Below are 15,299 nucleotides of genomic sequence, written 5' to 3'. Positions count from 1 at the left end.
CCTCGATGATTTGGCACTTGATCGCGGCGGTCTTCGCCGGACTCGGCGCAGCGGGCATCGCCCTGCTGCTGCGCACCCTGACCGCCAAGCGGCTGCCTCGCTGGATCGTGCCGGCCTTCGCCGGCCTGGGCATGATCGCCTACCAGATCCACCACGAATACACCTGGTTCGACCACAAGCGCGCTCAGCTGCCCGACTCCACAAGGGTGGTGGCCAGCGAGCAGCGGCCCGCCTTCTGGCGCCCCTGGACCTACGTGGTGCCGCTGACCACGGCCTTCACGGTGGTCGACGAGGACGGACTGTCACGCTCGCGGGCCGACGGCGAGCCGCTGGTCGAGTTCATCCTCTACCGCTTCGAGATGGGCGCCGCCGACCGGCTGATGCATCGGCCGCACCTGCTGAACTGCGCCTCCGGCGAGCTGGTGCCGCTCGACGAAAGCGGCCGTCCGCAGACCGAGGCCCTGCGCCGGCTCGACGACGGCGACCCGCTGCGCCGGGCGGTCTGCACCGACGCCTGAGACGTCCTTTCCCCGGCCGGCGCACCGCCGGCCTCTCCCATCGAACATGGACAGTATTCCACCGGGCCTTAGAATGGGCGGGAACCCGAGGGAGATGACCATGTTCGCTGGCTGGCTGCTGATCGCCGTTTCACTGCTCTATATCGCCGTGCTGTTCGCCATCGCCTGGCGCGGCGACCGCATGGCCCGCCGCCACGGCGCCAGCCGTCGTCGCCCGGTGATCTACAGCCTGGCGCTGGCGATCTACTGCACCTCCTGGACCTTCCATGGCGCCGTCGGCCAGGCGGCCACCTCGGGCTGGTCGTTCGCCAGCATCTTCGTCGGGCCGATCCTCACGCTGCTGCTGTTCTGGCCGGTGCTGGCCAAGATGATCCGCGTCGCCAAGCACCAGAACGTCACCTCCATCGCCGACTTCATCGCCTCCCGCTACGGCAAGACGCAATCGCTGGCAGCCTTCGCCAGCCTGGTGGCGCTGATCGGCACCCTGCCCTACATCGTGCTGCAGCTGAAGGCCGTCTCGACGTCGTTCAGCGTGCTGACCGAGGCCTCGGACATCACCCGGGCGCCGCTGTTCGGCGACACCGCCTTCTACGTCGCCGCGGTGATGGCCCTGTTCGCCATCCTCTTCGGCACCCGCCACACCGACGCCACCGAGCACCACGAGGGACTGATCCACGCCGTGGCCTTCGAGTCGCTGGTCAAGCTGGTGGCCTTCCTGGTGCTCGGCGCCTACGTCACCTGGGGCATGTTCGACGGCCTCGGCGACCTGCTGGCCTTCGCCGACATCCAGCTGCAGCTGCAGCGCCAGCTGGCCCAGCAGGACTTCGGCCAGAGCTTCTGGGCCCAGACCCTGCTGGCGATGCTGGCGATCCTGTGCCTGCCGCGCCAGTTCCACGTCGCGGTGGTCGAGAACACCCATCGCGACGACGCCGCCAAGGCCCGCTGGCTGTTCCCGCTCTACCTGGCGGCCTTCGCCTTCTTCGTGCTGCCGCTGGCCGCGGCCGGCCTGACCCTGTTCCCCGACGGCAGCGTCGACCCCGACAGCTACGTGCTGGCCCTGCCGATGGCCGCGGGCAGCGAATGGCTGGCGCTTTTGACCTTCATCGGCGGCTTCTCGGCGGCCACCGGCATGGTGATCGTGGCCGCGGTGGCGGTCTCGATCATGATCTCCAACGAGATCGTCATCCCGGCACTGTTCCGGCTGCGCTGGTTCGACACCAAGGCCCGGGACTACGGCCGGCTGGTGCTGCGCGCGCGGCGCATCACCATCGCCGCGATCCTGGCGCTGGCCTACGGGGCCTATCACCTGATCGGCGACTTCAGCTCGCTGGCCGCCATCGGCATGCTGTCGTTCGCCGCCGCCGCCCAGTTCGCCCCGGCGCTGATCGGCGGGCTCTACTGGAAACGCGGCAACCGCCTGGGCGTGATCGTCGGCATGAACGCCGGCTTCGCCATCTGGGCCTACAGCCTGCTGTTGCCGGCGATGATCGGCGCCGGCGTGCTGCCCCAGGCCTGGCTCGACGGCGGCCCGATGGGCATCGGCTGGCTGTCGCCCACCTCGCTGTTCGGGCTCAACGTCGGCGACGGCTTCACCCACGGGGTGATGCTGTCGCTGGGCGTCAACCTGGTGGCCTACATCTTCGTCTCCCAGATGACGCCACAGCGGGTGGTGGAACGCATCCAGGCCTCGCTGTTCGTCGACAGCGTCGAGACCCGCCAGACTTCGGTGAACCGCCCCTGGACCGGCGCCACCACGGTCGGCGACCTCAAGGTGCTGTGCCAGCGCTTCCTGAGCGCCGACCAGGTCGGCCGCGCCTTCGACGACTACGCGCGGCGCACCGGCACCCCGCTGGACGACAACGCGAGGGCCTCGATCGACGTCATCCAGTTCACCGAGCGTTTCCTGGCCTCGGTGCTCGGCGCGTCCTCGGCACGCATCGTGGTCAACTCCGCCCTGCAGGGCCGCGGCATCGGCATCTCCGACGTGATCTCCATCGTCGACGAGGCCTCCCAGGTGCTGGAATTCAACCGCGCCCTGCTCCAGGCCACCATCGAGAACATCAACCAGGGCATCAGCGTGGTCGACCAGAACCTGCGCCTGGTGGTGTGGAACCAGCGCTACCTGGAGCTGTTCCGCTTCCCCGACCACCTGATCCGGGTCGGCGCGCCGATCGATCGCATCTTCCGCTACAACGCCCACAACGGCGAGTACGGCCCCGGCGACCCCGAGGAACACGTGCAGCTGCTGCTCGACAACATCCGCGAGGGCCAGCCGCACCGTTACGTGCGCTACCGCCAGGACGGCAGCGTGCTCGAGGTCCAGGGCAACCCCATGCCCGGCGGCGGCTTCGTCTACACCTACCAGGACATCACCCAGCAGAAGCGCACCGAGGAGGCGCTGATCCGCTCGGAGAACAACATCCGCATCTACACGGACAACGTGCCGGCGCTGATCGCCTACTTCGACAAGGACTGCCGCTACCTCTTCACCAACCGCGCCTACGAGCAGGCCTTTTCCATCGACCGCAACGCGGTGATCGGCCGCCCGCTGCACGAGGTGCTGCCGTCGGACATGCACCGCGAGCGCGCGCCCTGGATCGAGCGCGCCCTGGACGGCGAGCGGGTCAGCTTCGAGGTCTCGCTGACCCTGGCCGAAGGCATCCGCTACATGCTGGTGACCTACACGCCGCACTTCGGCGACAGCGGGGCGATCCTGGGTTTCTTCGCCCTCTACCAGGACATCACCGAGCGCCGCCGCGCCGAGATCGCCCTGCAGGAGACCAACGAGACCCTGGAGGAGCGCGTGCGCGAGCGCACCCAGGCGCTGTCCGAGGCCAACGCCGCGCTGCGCCAGGAGAACCGGGTACGCGCCGAGGCCGAGCAGGCATTGCGCCAGGCCAAGCAGGTCGCCGAAGACGCCAACGCCTCCAAGACCCGCTTCCTGGCCGCCGCCAGCCACGACCTGCTGCAGCCGCTCAACGCCGCGCGGCTGTTCACCTCGGCGCTGTCCCAGGACATGCAGGCCGACGAGATGCGCCGCACCATCGGCCATATCGACAACTCGCTGCAGGCCGCCGAGGAGCTGCTCGGCACCCTGCTCGACATCTCCAAGCTCGACGCCGGGGCGCTGACTCCGCGGCGCAGCCACTTCGCCCTGGCCGACGTCTTCCGTCCGCTGCGCGCCGAGTTCGAGGTGATGGCCGAGGACCGCGGCCTCGACCTGGTGGTGGTCCCCACCCGCCAGTGGGTCGACAGCGACGCCCAGATGCTCCGGCGCATCGTGCAGAACTTCCTGTCGAATGCCATCCGCTACACCCAGGAGGGGCGGGTGATGCTGGGCTGCCGGCGCCAGGGCGAGCGGCTGTCGATCGAGGTCTGGGACTCCGGCCCCGGCATCCCCGAGGCCAAGCAGGCCGAGATCTTTCAGGAGTTCCGCCGCCTCGACCAGACCTCGCGTCACAAGGAGAGCGAGAAGGGCCTGGGGCTGGGGCTGTCGATCGCCGATCGCATGGCCCGGGTGCTCGATCACCCGATCCGGGTGCGCTCCTGGGAGGGCGTGGGCACCGTGTTCTCGGTCAGCGTGCCGACGGTGGCCGCCCGCGAGGAGGAACGCCGCGAGGAAGCCAAGCCCAAGCGCGCCGGCAACAAGCTGGCCGGCAAGCGCATCCTGTGCATAGACAACGAGTCGCTGATCCTCGAAGGCATGAAGGCGATGCTCTCCGGCTGGGGCTGCGAGGTCTTCACCGCCACCTCGATCGGCGGCGCCAAGTCGGTGCTGCGCCACCTGGACGCCGACCCCGACGCGATCCTGGCCGACTATCACCTGGACAACGAGGTCACCGGCCTGATGGCCATGGAGGCGCTCGGCGAGCGCCTCGAGGGCGCGGTGCCGGGCATCGTGATCACCGCCGACCGCACCGAGGAGGTCGCCGAGGAGATCAAGCGCGCCGGCTACCAGCTGCTGCTCAAGCCGGTGCGCCCCGCCGCCCTGCGCGCGCTCTTGACCCGCACCCTGCAGGCCAGCCGCGCCGCCTCCCACTCGTCCTGAGGCGCGCCGCCGAGACGGCATAAAAAAACGCCGGCGGGTTGCCCCGCCGGCGTTTTTCGTCGCTCCGAGAACCGTTACTTCAGCGCATCACCGAAGAAGGTCTCGAGCTTGTCGAAGGGGATCACGTCGGTGCGGTCGTAGAGATCGACGTGGTTGGCGCTCGGCACCACGTAGAGCTCCTTCGGCTCGGCCGCAGCCTCGTAGATGTCCTCGCTGAAGTAGCGCGAGTGCGCCTGCTCGCCCATCACCAGCAGGATCGGGCGCGGCGAGATCCACGACAGCTTGTCCAGCATCGGGAAGTTCATGAAGGCCATCGCCGAGCTCAGCGTGAACTGGGTCGTGGAGTTCGGGTGATAGCCCCGCGGGCGCGAGTAGAACTCGCCGAACTCGCAGCCGATCGCCGGGGTGTCCGCGTCGATCTGCAGGGGGGAGCCGCGCGGCGATAGCTTGGGCCGCCCGCTGGCGAAGTCTTCCCAGCGCTGCTCGGCCATCATCGCCAAGTTGGCCTTGCGGGTCTCCTCGTCCAGGCTGCCGGCGAAGCCCTCGGCGTGCAGGCGCGAGATGTCGTACAGGCTGACGGTGGCCACGGCCTTGATGCGCGGGTCGACCTGGGCGGCGCTGAGCCCGAAGCCGCCGGAGCCGCAGATGCCGATGATGCCGATCTTGTCGCGGTCGACGCCAGCATGAGTGCCGAGGAAGTCGACGCCGGCGTGGAAGTCCTCGACGAACACCTCCGGCGAGGACACGCGGCGCGGCGTGCCGGCGGAGTCGCCGTTGTAGGACGGGTCGAAAGCCAGCGCCACATAGCCGCGCTGGGCCAGCTCGTTGGCGTAGATGCCCGGGCCCTGCTCCTTCACGCCGCCGTAGGGGGCGCCGATGATCAGCGCCGGATAGCGCTGGCTCTGGTCGAAGTCCGCCGGCAGATAGAGATCGCCGGCCAGCTCGACGCCGAAGCGGTTGCGATAGCTGACCGCCTGGCGAGTCACGTTATCGCTCAGGGTGAAGATATGGTCGTCCATTCTCGGTCTCCGAGTGGTGAATCGTGTCGAGGTGGCGCCGGCGCGGGGCTGCGCGCCGGCTTGCGATGTCTCAGTCCCGCTTGACCGGGCCGGCCAGGTAGTCCTCGTCCGAGACCGCCTCCATCCAGGTCACCGGGGAGCCGTTCTCGGCCTCCTGGATGGCGACGTGCTGCATGGCGGTGGTGTCGGTGGCGCCGTGCCAGTGGCGACGGCCGCAGTTGCACCAGATCAGGTCGCCGGGACGGATCTCGGTCCTCGGGCCACCCTCGCACTGGGTCCAGCCCACGCCGTCGGTCACCAGCAGGATCTGGCCCACCGGGTGGGTGTGCCAGTTGGTGCGGGCGCCCGGCTCGAAGTTCACCACCGCGACGCCGACGCGCGAGGGATCAGGCGCATTGAAGATCTTGTCGATGCGGACCTGGCCGGTGAAGTAGTCGCTCGGGCCCGGGATCGCCTCGGTGGAACCGGCGCGCTGGACCAGCATGTCCTCGGATGCGGTATCGCTCTCGCTCATGACGCTCTCCTGTGGGGTGGCGTTGACCGTCACCAAGGTAGCAGAGCGATATTAGCGGTACTATGTGGCAAATACTGAACGCAGCTTGAAGTGGAGCTTCACAATGGCGGGACAGCGACTGGACGACCTGGCGGTCTTCGTGACCGTGGGACGCGAGGGCAACTTCACCCGGGCAGCAGCCCACCTCGGGGTCTCGCCCTCGGCGGTCAGCCAGACGATGCGTGGGCTGGAGGAGCGCCTCGGCGTGCGGCTGCTCACCCGCACCACGCGCAGCGTCACCCGCACCGAGGCCGGCGACAAGCTGCTGCGGGAGATCGCCCCACTGCTCGACGAGATCGACGCCCACGTGACCGCCGTGGCCGAGCTGCGCGATCGGCCGGCGGGCACGGTGCGCATCACCGCCGACGAGTTCGCGACGCGCCACGTGCTGTGGCCGCGGCTGCTGCCGCTGTTCGAGACCTACCCCGAGCTCACCGTCGAGCTGTCCACCGACTACGGGCTGACCGACATCGCCGCCGAGCGCTTCGATGCCGGCGTGCGCCTCGGCGGCATCATCGACGCCGACATGATCGCGGTGCCGATCGGCCCACCGATGCGCATGGTCACCGTGGCCGCGCCGGCCTATCGGGAACGCTACGGCGCCCCGGCGAGGCCGGAGGCGCTGACCGCGCATCGCTGCATCAACCTGCGCCTGCCGACCCACGGCGGCCTCTATGCCTGGGAGTTCGGCAGCGGCGAGCAGGAGTCACGGGTGCGGGTGAGCGGCCCGCTGATCATGAACAGCGTGATCCAGATCCTCGACGCCTGCCTTGCCGGGGCGGGACTGGCCCAGCTGCCCGACGGGCTGGTGACGCCGCACCTGGCGAGCGGCGAGCTCGAGGAGGTGCTCGCCGAATGGTCCGAGCCCTTCGAAGGCTACCACCTCTACTACCCGAGCCGCCGCCAGCAGACGGCCGCCTTCCGCGTGGTGCTGGACACCCTGCGCCTGGGGAGCTGACGATGCTGACGTGCCCCAGACACCAAGACGCCGCCCCGCTGGCGCGAGGCGGCGTCTTGGGAATGACCCGGCGGCTCGGTTCAGGCCGACGCCACCGCGTCGGGGCAACGCCTGGGCCTTACGACTGCTCCACCTTGGGCGGCTCGACCTCGAGCTTCTGGGCGGCGATCACCGCCTGGGTGCGGGAGTGCACGCCGAGCTTGCGCAGGATGGCGGTGACGTGGGCCTTGATGGTGGCCTCGGAGACGTTCAGCTCATAGGCGATCTGCTTGTTGAGCAGGCCCTCGGTGAGCATGTTGAGCACCCGGAACTGCTGCGGCGTCAGCGAGGCGATGGCCTCGGCGAAGCGCGCCTCCTCCTCGTCGGCCTCGCCCAGCGCATCGGCCATCTCCTCGGGCAGCCATACCTCGCCGTCGAGGATCTCGCCCACCGCTTCCGCGATCAGCGACAGTGACGACGACTTGGGGATGAAGCCCGAGGCGCCATAGTCGATGGCGCGGCGTACCACGTGCAGCTCGTCGCTGCCGGAGACCACCGCCACCGGGATGTCGGGCGTCTGGCCGCGCAGCTGGATCAGCCCGGAAAAGCCGTGAGCGCCGGGCATGTGCAGGTCGAGCAGGATCAGATCGGCGTCCGGATGCCGGGTGACGACCTCGGTGGTGGCCTCCATGGTATCGGACTCGACGATTTCCGCCTGGGGGGCGACCTGGCGCAGCGCCTGGGTCAGGGCCGCGCGGAACAGCGGATGATCGTCGGCGACGATGAACTTCTGGGCAAAGGCCATGGATTCTCCTCCGGATCCGGGAGCAGCGGGGGCCGTCCGCCGCCTTCGGGACGCAGTGTTTGTTATCGGCATGTTACCCCATGGCCGAGGAGATGCCCAAGCGATCGTCGCCAGCTTGTCGACAATCTTGCCTCGTGCCATGAAGAAGCCGGCCCGCAGGCCGGCTTTCAGGATTGTAAGACTCCCCGGGGGGAGCCGTCATCAACGGTTGGCGCGATGCTCGATCAGGTCGTCGACCACCGACGGATCGGCCAGGGTGCTGGTATCGCCCAGGCCATCGCACTCGTTGGCGGCGATCTTGCGCAGGATGCGGCGCATGATCTTGCCCGAGCGGGTCTTGGGCAGCCCCGGCGCCCACTGGATGACGTCCGGCGAGGCGATCGGCCCGATGTCCTTGCGTACCCACTTGGTGAGCTCCTTCTTGAGCTCGTCGCTGGGCTCCACGTCGTCGGCCAGGGTCACGTAGATGTAGATGCCCTGCCCCTTGATGTCGTGGGGGAAGCCGACCACGGCGGCCTCGGCCACCGACTCGTGGGCCACCAGCGAGGACTCGATCTCCGCGGTGCCCATGCGGTGACCGGAGACGTTGAGCACGTCGTCGACGCGACCGGTGATCCAGTAGTAGCCGTCCTCGTCGCGGCGGCAGCCGTCGCCGGTGAAGTACATGCCCTTGTAGGTGCTGAAGTAGGTCTGCAGGAAGCGCTCGTGGTTGTTCCAGATCGAGCGTGCCTGGCCCGGCCAGGCGTCGAGCATCACCAGGTTGCCCTCGGTGGCGCCCTCGAGGATATTGCCCTCGTTGTCCACCAGCGCCGGCTGCACGCCGAAGAACGGCAGGGTCGCGGAACCGGGCTTGAGGTCGGTGGCGCCGGGCAGCGGCGCGATCATGATGCCGCCGGTCTCGGTCTGCCACCAGGTATCGACGATCGGGCAGCGCTCCTTGCCGATCACCCGATGGAACCACTCCCAGGCCTCGGGGTTGATCGGCTCGCCGACCGAGCCCAGCAGGCGCAGGCTGTCGCGGGAGCTGGAATCCATGACGTCGTCGCCGTGGGCCATCAGCGCGCGCACCGCGGTGGGGGCGGTGTAGAGGATGTTGACCTGGTGCTTGTCGACGATCTCGCCCATGCGGCCGTTGGTCGGGTAGCTGGGCACGCCCTCGAACATCAGGGTGGTGGCGCCGTTGGCCAGCGGGCCGTAGACGATATAGCTGTGGCCGGTCACCCAGCCCACGTCGGCGGTGCACCAGTAGATATCGCCGTCGTGATAGTCGAACACGTAGCGATGGGTCAGGGCCGCGTGCAGCAGATAGCCGCCGGTGGTGTGCTTGAGGCCCTTGGGCGCGCCGGTGGAGCCGGAGGTATAGAGGATGAACAGCGGGTCCTCGGCCCCCATCTCCTCGGCCGGGCAGTCGGTGGACTGCGGGTCGACCTGCTCGTGGAACCACAGGTCGCGGCCCTCGTGCCAGTCGATCTCGCCGCCGGTGCGCTGGACCACCAGCACCTTCTCGCAGACGTCGCTGCCCTCACGGGTAAGGGCGGCATCGACGTTGTCCTTGAGCGGCACCTGCTTGCCGCCGCGCACGGACTCGTCGGCGGTGATCACCACCCTGGAGCCGGCGTCCTTCACGCGCTGGGCCAGGGCGTCCGGGGAGAAGCCGCCGAACACCACCGAGTGCACCGCGCCGATGCGGGCACAGGCCAGCATGGCCATGGCGGCCTCGGGGATCATCGGCATGTAGAGGGTGACCGTATCGCCGCGCTTCACGCCCATGTCCTTGAGCGCATTGGCCAGCTGGCAGGTACGCTCGTGCAGCTGGCGATAGGTCAGGGTCTTGGAGTCCTTGGGATCGTCGCCTTCCCAGATGATCGCGGTCTGGTCGCCACGGGTCTCGAGGTGACGGTCCAGGCAGTTGCTGCTGACGTTGAGGCGGCCGTCCTCGAACCAGCGGATGTCGACGTCATGGGTGTCGAAGACGGTGTGCTTGATCTTGCTCGGCGCCTTGAACCAGTCGAGGCACTCGGCCTGTTCGGCCCAGAAGCCCTCCGGATCGTCCAGCGAACGCTGGTACATGGCCTGGTAGGTGGCCTTGTCGGCCCAGGCCTTGGCGGCGAAGTCATCGGGTACCGGATAGACGTGCGGTTGATCACTCATGGAGTTGCCTCTGTCCTCGGGGTGGTCCCTTCAGGTTGACGATGCCGATCGCAGCGACCGGCGCCATAAGATGATTTCAGCATACTCCTCCGGCGAGGCGCCTTCCCCTTAGACATTGGTATGAACATTTTTCTTTTTTATAACAATACCTTAAGAAGGTTCATCAAGAGTTCTTAGCCCCATATAGACCAAGGTCTCGGCACAATGTCGACAACGGTAGGCCCTCCCGGAGCGGGCCAGGGCATGGCGACGCGCGGTGAAGTCGTGCTCGCGGCAGCCGCAGCGGTAGCGATGGGGCGCGGGACTGGCGCGGCCGGTGTCGAAGCGATGGGTGGTGCGGGGCGCGAGCCCGAACAGCCGGCGCATCACGGTGCGCCATTCATGGCCGTGAGGCTTGGCTCGGGGGCCGCCCTCGAGGTGATGCACCAGCCAGTGGGCCATCTCGTGGGGCACCACCTCGACCAGAAAAGCGTGGCGATTCTCGTCGAACAGCACCGGATTGAAGCGCAGTCCGCCGCGGCCGAAATGTGCCTGCCCCGCCGAGCGGCCGCGCAGGTCCAGCCACACGCCGGGCCGCGGCAGGGCCGGATGCACCTCGCGGCACAGCGCATAGGCGGCCTCGACCCGCTCGCGCAGTGCCGCCCGCCCGGCCTCGGCATCGAGGCCGGCCAGCCAGTGCGGGTCGGGGTCGGGCAGCGCGGGAGTGGTCATGGGATGCTAGAATGGCGCTCCGTTTAGATGGCGTAAAGCCCCGCCGACACCAGCGAGTGAGAGACATGTCAGACGACAAGCCACAGCCCCTGCCGCTCCTCGACGACGAGGCCATGGACCGCCTGGACGACTTTCTCGAGTCGGACGGCGTCGACGCCGACGCCCTGGACCTGATCGGCGCCCACGGTTTCCTGGTCGCCCTCGCCGTCTCGCCCAGCGACGTGCCCCCGGCCACCTGGGTACCGGAGCTCTTTCACGGCGAGCCGACCTTCGCCGACGACGCCGAACGCGAGGAGGTGCTGGGGCTGCTGGAAGGGCTGCGTGCCACCGCCATCGAGGTCCTGGAGGGCGGCGGCCTGCCCGAGCTGCCGTTCGATCTCGAGCTTGGCGGCGTGCCGCCCGAGGAGACGCCGATCGGCGACTGGTGCGCCGGCTTCATGGAAGGCGTGTTCCTCGACGAGCCGGCCTGGTTCGCCGAGGACGAGGAGACCGCCGCCACCCTGCTGCTGCCCTTCATGCTGCTCTCCGGGCTGTTCGGCGACGAGCCGGACATGGCCGAGCTGGCCAAGGACGGCGACCGCCTCGAGAGCCTGACCGCCCAGCTGCCCGAGCTGGTGCTGGATCTCTATCTCCACTTCCGAGTGCCGCCGGAGACGCCCAAGCCCAAGCCACGCCGCAAGCAGCCCGCCGGCCAGAACAAGGGCAAGGGAAAACCGAAGCGCAAGAAGTAAGCTGGAAGACCGCATGAGCCCGACGGCCTCGGGTCACGGGTTTTCTTCAAGCCTCCAGCTTCTGCCCGCGAAGCGGGCGTTCTGCCAGCTCCGGGCGAAGCCTGGCTAGCGCAGCCGCGTCAGCCATCCATCCAGGGTGCCGTACAGCCACTCCTTGAGGCGCTGCAGCCGCGGCCGGCGCGCCCAGGCCTCGGCGTGAATCTCGCGGCTGGCGGCGAAGTTGCGCTGGAACAGCTCGGCCACCTCACCGGCCAGCCGCGCGTCATCCACCTCCTGATTGGCCTCCAGATTCCACTGCAGGCTCCAGTGATCGAAGTTGCACGACCCCAGGCTGACCCAGTCGTCGGCCAGGGTGAACTTGGCGTGGATGAACGACGGCTGGAACTCGAAGATACGCACCCCGGCGCGCAGCATCCGCCCGTAGAAGCGCTGGCCGGCGTAACGCACCCCGGGGTGGTCGTGGCTGGCCCCGGGCAGCAGCAGGCAGACCTCCACACCGCGGCGGGCGGCGCGCACCAGACGACGCCGCAGGCTCAGGGTCGGCACGAAATAGGGCGTGCAGATCCAGATGCGCCGCTGCGCCCCGCTCACCCGCCGCTGCAGCGAGTGGCGGATCGCCTGGTAGCGATAGCCCTGGCCCCAGACCACGCGTCCGCGCATGCCGTGATAGCCCTCGCGAACGGGGCTGTCGCCGCCCAGGCCGTGTACCAGCGCCGGCGCGCCCGCGCCGCGGCTCAGCGGCGAATCCCACAGGCTCGAGAACAGCCGCACCCAGTCGGCCACCACCGGCCCCCGGATGCGCAGGGCCACCTCGTACCAGGCTTCGAGAAACGCGTCGACGGCGCCGAAGCCGCCGGTGAAGGCCACCTCGCCGTCCACTACCACCAGCTTGCGATGGTCGCGGGTCAGGTTGCGAGCCAGCGAATGCCAGCCCAGGGGATTGAACCAGCGCAGCGCCACGCCGGCCGACTCGAGCCGCCGGCGGTCCCCGGCGGCGAGCCCCATGGCGCCATAGCCGTCGAGCAGCAGCAGCACGGTCACGCCGCGCGCCGCGGCCCGGCCCAACGCCTCGATCAGCGCATCGGCCAGACGCCCGGACTCCATCAGGTAGAGCTCGACCAGCACCGAGTGGCGGGCGCCATCCACGGCCTCGAACATGGCCGGCAGGAAGCGCGACGCCTCGGGCAGCAACTCGAACCGATTCCCCTCTCGCCACATGCCGTGCATGACGCCTCCCTGGCCATGATGACAGGCGGCCATTGACGCACGTTTGCCGAGGCGGGAAAAGCTGGACCGCCAACGCCTGACCCGGTGCGGCCGGCATGCGTATACTGGCCGCACATGCGACCACACAGGCAATCGGATGGCCGACTCCCGCTGGCGCCCGCTGCGCCGACTGCTCCATGCCTGGGTGCGGGTGCGCCACCGCGAACCCGCCCCCGAGGCGCTGGGCCTCGATCCCGAGCTGCCGACCGTCTACGTGCTGCCTCGGCCGGCGCTCTCCGACCGCCTGCTGCTCGAATGCCTGACCGAGCGCGACGGCCTGCCGCCCGCGGCGGTGCGTCGGTCCAAGGGCGATGAGGCACCGCCTCCCCTGCTGGCCCTGCCCGACCCGCGCCGGCGGCAGCGAAAACCGACCCTGCTGCGGCACCTGATCGAGCGCGGCGAGGACGTGCAGCTGGTGCCGGTGAGCGTGTTCTGGGGGCGCGCCCCGGGCAAGCGCTTCGGCCTCTGGCCGCTGCTGGCCGCCGACGACTGGCGGCTCACCGGGCGGCTTCGGCGCCTGCTGGCGGTGCTGGTCAACGGCCGCGACCTGGAGGTGCACCTGGGCGCGCCGCTGCGCCTCTCGGAGCTGGCCGACGGACGCGATCCGGCCCTCCTCGAGCGCAAGGCCGCCCGCCTGCTGCGCGTCCACTTCCGGCGCGTGCGCGAGCGGGTGCTCGGACCGGACCTGTCCCACCGCCGCACCCTGATCGCCGGCGTGGTGGCGAGCCCCGAGGTCCAGGCCACCATCGACGAGCAGGCCGGCGGCGACGAGGCCCGTCGGGAGCGGCTGCGCCGCCGTGCGGGGCGCTACGGCCGCGAGATCGCCGCCAGCATGAGCTACCCGGCGCTGCGTTTCCTCGACGGCCTGCTCGGCCGGCTGTGGCACCGCCTCTACGACGGCATCGACCTGCGCGGCATCGAGCGCGTCAAGGCGCTGGCCGGGCACCACACCCTGGTCTACGTGCCCTGCCACCGCAGCCATATCGACTACCTGCTGCTGTCCTACGTGCTCTACGAACAGGGGCTGATGCCGCCGCACATCGCCGCCGGCCGCAACCTGGACATGCCCGTGATCGGCCCCCTGCTGCGCCGTGGCGGCGCCTTCTTCCTGCGCCGCAGCTTCCGCGGTCAGCCGCTCTACGCGCGGGTCTTCGACGAGTACCTGCATCGCCTGCTGTCCCGCGGCCACAGCCTCGAGTACTTCATCGAGGGCGGGCGCTCGCGCAGCGGCCGGCTGCTGGCGCCACGCCCGGGCATGCTGGCCATGACCCTGGGTTCCTTCCTGCGTCGCCCCGCCGCCGGCCGGCCGCTGTCGTTCGTGCCGGTCTACATCGGCTACGAGCGCATCCTCGAGGAGGCCAGCTACCGGCGCGAGCTGGCCGGCGGCGCCAAGCGCAAGGAGAGTCCGCTGGCGCTGCTCGGCGTGCTGGGCAGGCTGCGCGAGCCCTACGGCCGGGTCACGGTGAACGTCGGCGAGCCGCTGGACCTGGCGACCTTCCTGGACACCCATCAACCGGACTGGCGCGCGGCCATCGGCGAGCCCCGTCCGACCTGGCGCGCCTCGGCGGTGTCCCGGCTGGGCGAGACCCTGGCCCGGCGCATCAACGCCGCCGCCACCCTCAATCCGGTGAACCTGGTCGCCCTGGGGCTGCTGGCCACGCCGCACCGGGCCATCGAAGCCGAGCTGCTCGAACGCCAGCTCGCACTGCTGGCCGAGCTCAAGCGCCCGCGCCCCGGCGACGAGGGCCACCCCCTGCCCCCCGGCAGCCCACGGGACTGGATCGATCACGCCCGCGCCCTGGGACTGCTCGACTACCGACCGCACCCGCTGGGCGACCTGGTGGCCGCCGACGACCACCAGGCGGGCCGCCTGGCCTGGTATCGCAACAACGTGCTGCACCTCTACGCACTGGCCGGCCTCGTCGCCTTCGCCTTTCGTCATCAGGGCCGCCATCGCCGCGACGCTCTGGCGGCGCTGCTGGCACCGGGCTGGCCGGTGCTGGAGCACGAGCTGTCGATCGAGGCGCCGGCCGACTTCGAGGCGGCGCTGGACGCCACCCTCGCCCAGCTCGCCGAGGCCGGGCTGCTGATCCAGGAAGGACAGGGATGGCGACGCGCCGAGGGGCTGGCCGAGGCCGAACAGCTGCGCATGCTGGGACGGCTGATCCGTCCGACGCTGGAACGCGGCTACCTGCTGGTCGCTGCCCTGCTCGGCGAGGCGCCGGGCCACTTCGACCACGACGGCCTGGCGAGTCACGCCCGCCAGCTCGCCGAGCGCCTGGCACGGCTCACCGGGCGCGACGCCCCGGAATTCTTCGACGCAAGGCTGTTCGACGGCCTGCTGGAAAGCCTGGAACGCGAGGGCTGGCTGACGGTCCGCGACGACCGCCTGCACTATGAAGAGACGCTGCGCGAGGCCGCGCGGCGCAGCCGGACGCTGTTCGACCCGGCGCTGCGCCATCGGCTGGAGCGGATCGCCGCCCGGCGGATCGCCGCCCGGCGGGTCGCCGCGCGAGGAGCCTCCGGAGAGCATGCGGCGACGCCGGACGACTAGCGGGGA

The 15,299-nt window shown here is 69.6% G+C and carries 11 protein-coding genes; 5 read left to right on the top strand and 6 right to left on the bottom strand.

Annotated elements, in window-relative coordinates; all coding sequences use genetic code 11:
- The first annotated feature begins 5 nt into the window (after positions 1–5).
- Both CVH10_RS04335 and CVH10_RS04330 read left to right on the top strand, forming a co-directional pair.
- The gene (locus CVH10_RS04335; RefSeq protein ID WP_106487921.1) at positions 6–518 is read left to right on the top strand and encodes a hypothetical protein; all 513 of its coding nucleotides are present in this window, start codon (positions 6–8) and stop codon (positions 516–518) included.
- Between the two features lie 100 nt (positions 519–618).
- Entirely contained in the window at positions 619–4,566 is a 3,948-nt protein-coding gene (locus tag CVH10_RS04330) for a NahK/ErcS family hybrid sensor histidine kinase/response regulator (RefSeq protein ID WP_035597491.1), read from the top strand.
- A gap of 74 nt (positions 4,567–4,640) precedes the next feature.
- Here CVH10_RS04330 and CVH10_RS04325 read toward each other — a convergent pair whose 3' ends face one another.
- Together CVH10_RS04325 and CVH10_RS04320 are read right to left on the bottom strand one after the other, a co-directional pair.
- Positions 4,641–5,585, bottom strand: coding sequence for an alpha/beta hydrolase (locus CVH10_RS04325; protein ID WP_106487920.1), 945 nt, complete (start codon positions 5,583–5,585; stop codon positions 4,641–4,643).
- 70 nt (positions 5,586–5,655) lie between these two features.
- Positions 5,656–6,099, bottom strand: coding sequence for a cupin domain-containing protein (locus CVH10_RS04320; protein ID WP_035597497.1), 444 nt, complete (start codon positions 6,097–6,099; stop codon positions 5,656–5,658).
- Between the two features lie 103 nt (positions 6,100–6,202).
- On the opposite strand from CVH10_RS04320, the gene CVH10_RS04315 reads away from it, so the two are divergent.
- Positions 6,203–7,096, top strand: a complete 894-nt coding sequence (locus CVH10_RS04315; RefSeq protein ID WP_035597500.1) for a LysR family transcriptional regulator — start codon at positions 6,203–6,205, stop codon at positions 7,094–7,096.
- A gap of 118 nt (positions 7,097–7,214) precedes the next feature.
- Here CVH10_RS04315 and CVH10_RS04310 read toward each other — a convergent pair whose 3' ends face one another.
- The 3 genes from CVH10_RS04310 to CVH10_RS04300 form a co-directional block, all read right to left on the bottom strand.
- Positions 7,215–7,880, bottom strand: coding sequence for a response regulator transcription factor (locus tag CVH10_RS04310; protein WP_035597503.1), 666 nt, complete (start codon positions 7,878–7,880; stop codon positions 7,215–7,217).
- A gap of 201 nt (positions 7,881–8,081) precedes the next feature.
- Complete coding sequence (gene acs, locus CVH10_RS04305; protein WP_035597506.1) at positions 8,082–10,031, bottom strand: acetate--CoA ligase; 1,950 nt, start codon at positions 10,029–10,031, stop codon at positions 8,082–8,084.
- 150 nt (positions 10,032–10,181) lie between these two features.
- A complete protein-coding gene (locus CVH10_RS04300) occupies positions 10,182–10,742 on the bottom strand; it encodes a SprT-like domain-containing protein (RefSeq protein ID WP_035597507.1) in 561 nt (186 codons plus the stop codon).
- A 65-nt stretch (positions 10,743–10,807) separates the two neighbouring features.
- Here CVH10_RS04300 and CVH10_RS04295 point away from each other — a divergent pair, with 65 nt between their 5' ends.
- A complete protein-coding gene (locus tag CVH10_RS04295) occupies positions 10,808–11,473 on the top strand; it encodes a YecA family protein (RefSeq protein ID WP_106487919.1) in 666 nt (221 codons plus the stop codon).
- Positions 11,474–11,578: 105 nt separating this feature from the next.
- Here the strand turns inward: CVH10_RS04295 and CVH10_RS04290 are convergent, their stop codons facing one another.
- Positions 11,579–12,700 carry a phosphatidylserine/phosphatidylglycerophosphate/cardiolipin synthase family protein gene (locus CVH10_RS04290; RefSeq protein ID WP_035597511.1) on the bottom strand — a complete coding sequence of 374 codons (1,122 nt, stop codon included), beginning with the start codon at positions 12,698–12,700 and terminating at the stop codon, positions 11,579–11,581.
- 136 nt (positions 12,701–12,836) lie between these two features.
- Between CVH10_RS04290 and plsB the strand changes: the two genes are divergently transcribed.
- Positions 12,837–15,293 carry a glycerol-3-phosphate 1-O-acyltransferase PlsB gene (gene plsB / locus CVH10_RS04285; RefSeq protein ID WP_369335722.1) on the top strand — a complete coding sequence of 819 codons (2,457 nt, stop codon included), beginning with the start codon at positions 12,837–12,839 and terminating at the stop codon, positions 15,291–15,293.
- Positions 15,294–15,299: the final 6 nt, after the last annotated feature.

Origin of the sequence: Halomonas sp. ND22Bw (assembly GCF_003011945.1) — a bacterium.
Taxonomy (GTDB): domain Bacteria; phylum Pseudomonadota; class Gammaproteobacteria; order Pseudomonadales; family Halomonadaceae; genus Halomonas; species Halomonas halophila.
This window is presented reverse-complemented; position numbering and strand designations above follow the sequence as displayed.

Bases quoted from the DNA above. Each gene is read 5' to 3' on its own strand.
- CVH10_RS04290 (WP_035597511.1), bottom strand. From the start codon at position 12,700: ATGCACGGCATGTGGCGAGAGGGGAATCGGTTCGAGTTGCTGCCCGAG.
- plsB (WP_369335722.1), top strand. From the start codon at position 12,837: ATGGCCGACTCCCGCTGGCGCCCGCTGCGCCGACTGCTCCATGCCTGG.
- CVH10_RS04300 (WP_035597507.1), bottom strand. From the start codon at position 10,742: ATGACCACTCCCGCGCTGCCCGACCCCGACCCGCACTGGCTGGCCGGC.
- CVH10_RS04310 (WP_035597503.1), bottom strand. From the start codon at position 7,880: ATGGCCTTTGCCCAGAAGTTCATCGTCGCCGACGATCATCCGCTGTTC.
- CVH10_RS04315 (WP_035597500.1), top strand. From the start codon at position 6,203: ATGGCGGGACAGCGACTGGACGACCTGGCGGTCTTCGTGACCGTGGGA.
- CVH10_RS04330 (WP_035597491.1), top strand. From the start codon at position 619: ATGTTCGCTGGCTGGCTGCTGATCGCCGTTTCACTGCTCTATATCGCC.
- CVH10_RS04325 (WP_106487920.1), bottom strand. From the start codon at position 5,585: ATGGACGACCATATCTTCACCCTGAGCGATAACGTGACTCGCCAGGCG.
- acs (WP_035597506.1), bottom strand. From the start codon at position 10,031: ATGAGTGATCAACCGCACGTCTATCCGGTACCCGATGACTTCGCCGCC.
- CVH10_RS04295 (WP_106487919.1), top strand. From the start codon at position 10,808: ATGTCAGACGACAAGCCACAGCCCCTGCCGCTCCTCGACGACGAGGCC.
- CVH10_RS04335 (WP_106487921.1), top strand. From the start codon at position 6: ATGATTTGGCACTTGATCGCGGCGGTCTTCGCCGGACTCGGCGCAGCG.
- CVH10_RS04320 (WP_035597497.1), bottom strand. From the start codon at position 6,099: ATGAGCGAGAGCGATACCGCATCCGAGGACATGCTGGTCCAGCGCGCC.